Below are 231 nucleotides of genomic sequence, written 5' to 3' on the forward strand. Positions count from 1 at the left end.
CCGGGTCACCGGCGTGGTGGCGATGGAGTCGTTCGCAAATGCCGGCGATGCGATCCGCATCATGATTCCGCACCTGATGTCGCTGCAGCCCACCGCGTGGAAGGCGCAGGCGATGGCCGCCTACGGTCGCTGGCGCAATGGCGGGCAGGACATCAACGCGGTGATCGCCGCTGCCAGCCAGCGCCTGGACCTTGATCTTGACACGGTGGGCGTGGCCCGTGCGCTGGCCGA

General features: G+C 68.4%; 1 pseudogene. It reads left to right on the forward strand.

Annotated elements, in window-relative coordinates:
• Positions 1-231: pseudogene (locus tag ACQG3P_RS24960) on the forward strand (alpha/beta hydrolase); the annotation flags it as partial.

The organism is Stenotrophomonas sp. SrG (assembly GCF_050031795.1).
GTDB classification, from domain to species: Bacteria; Pseudomonadota; Gammaproteobacteria; order Xanthomonadales; family Xanthomonadaceae; genus Stenotrophomonas; species Stenotrophomonas rhizophila_A.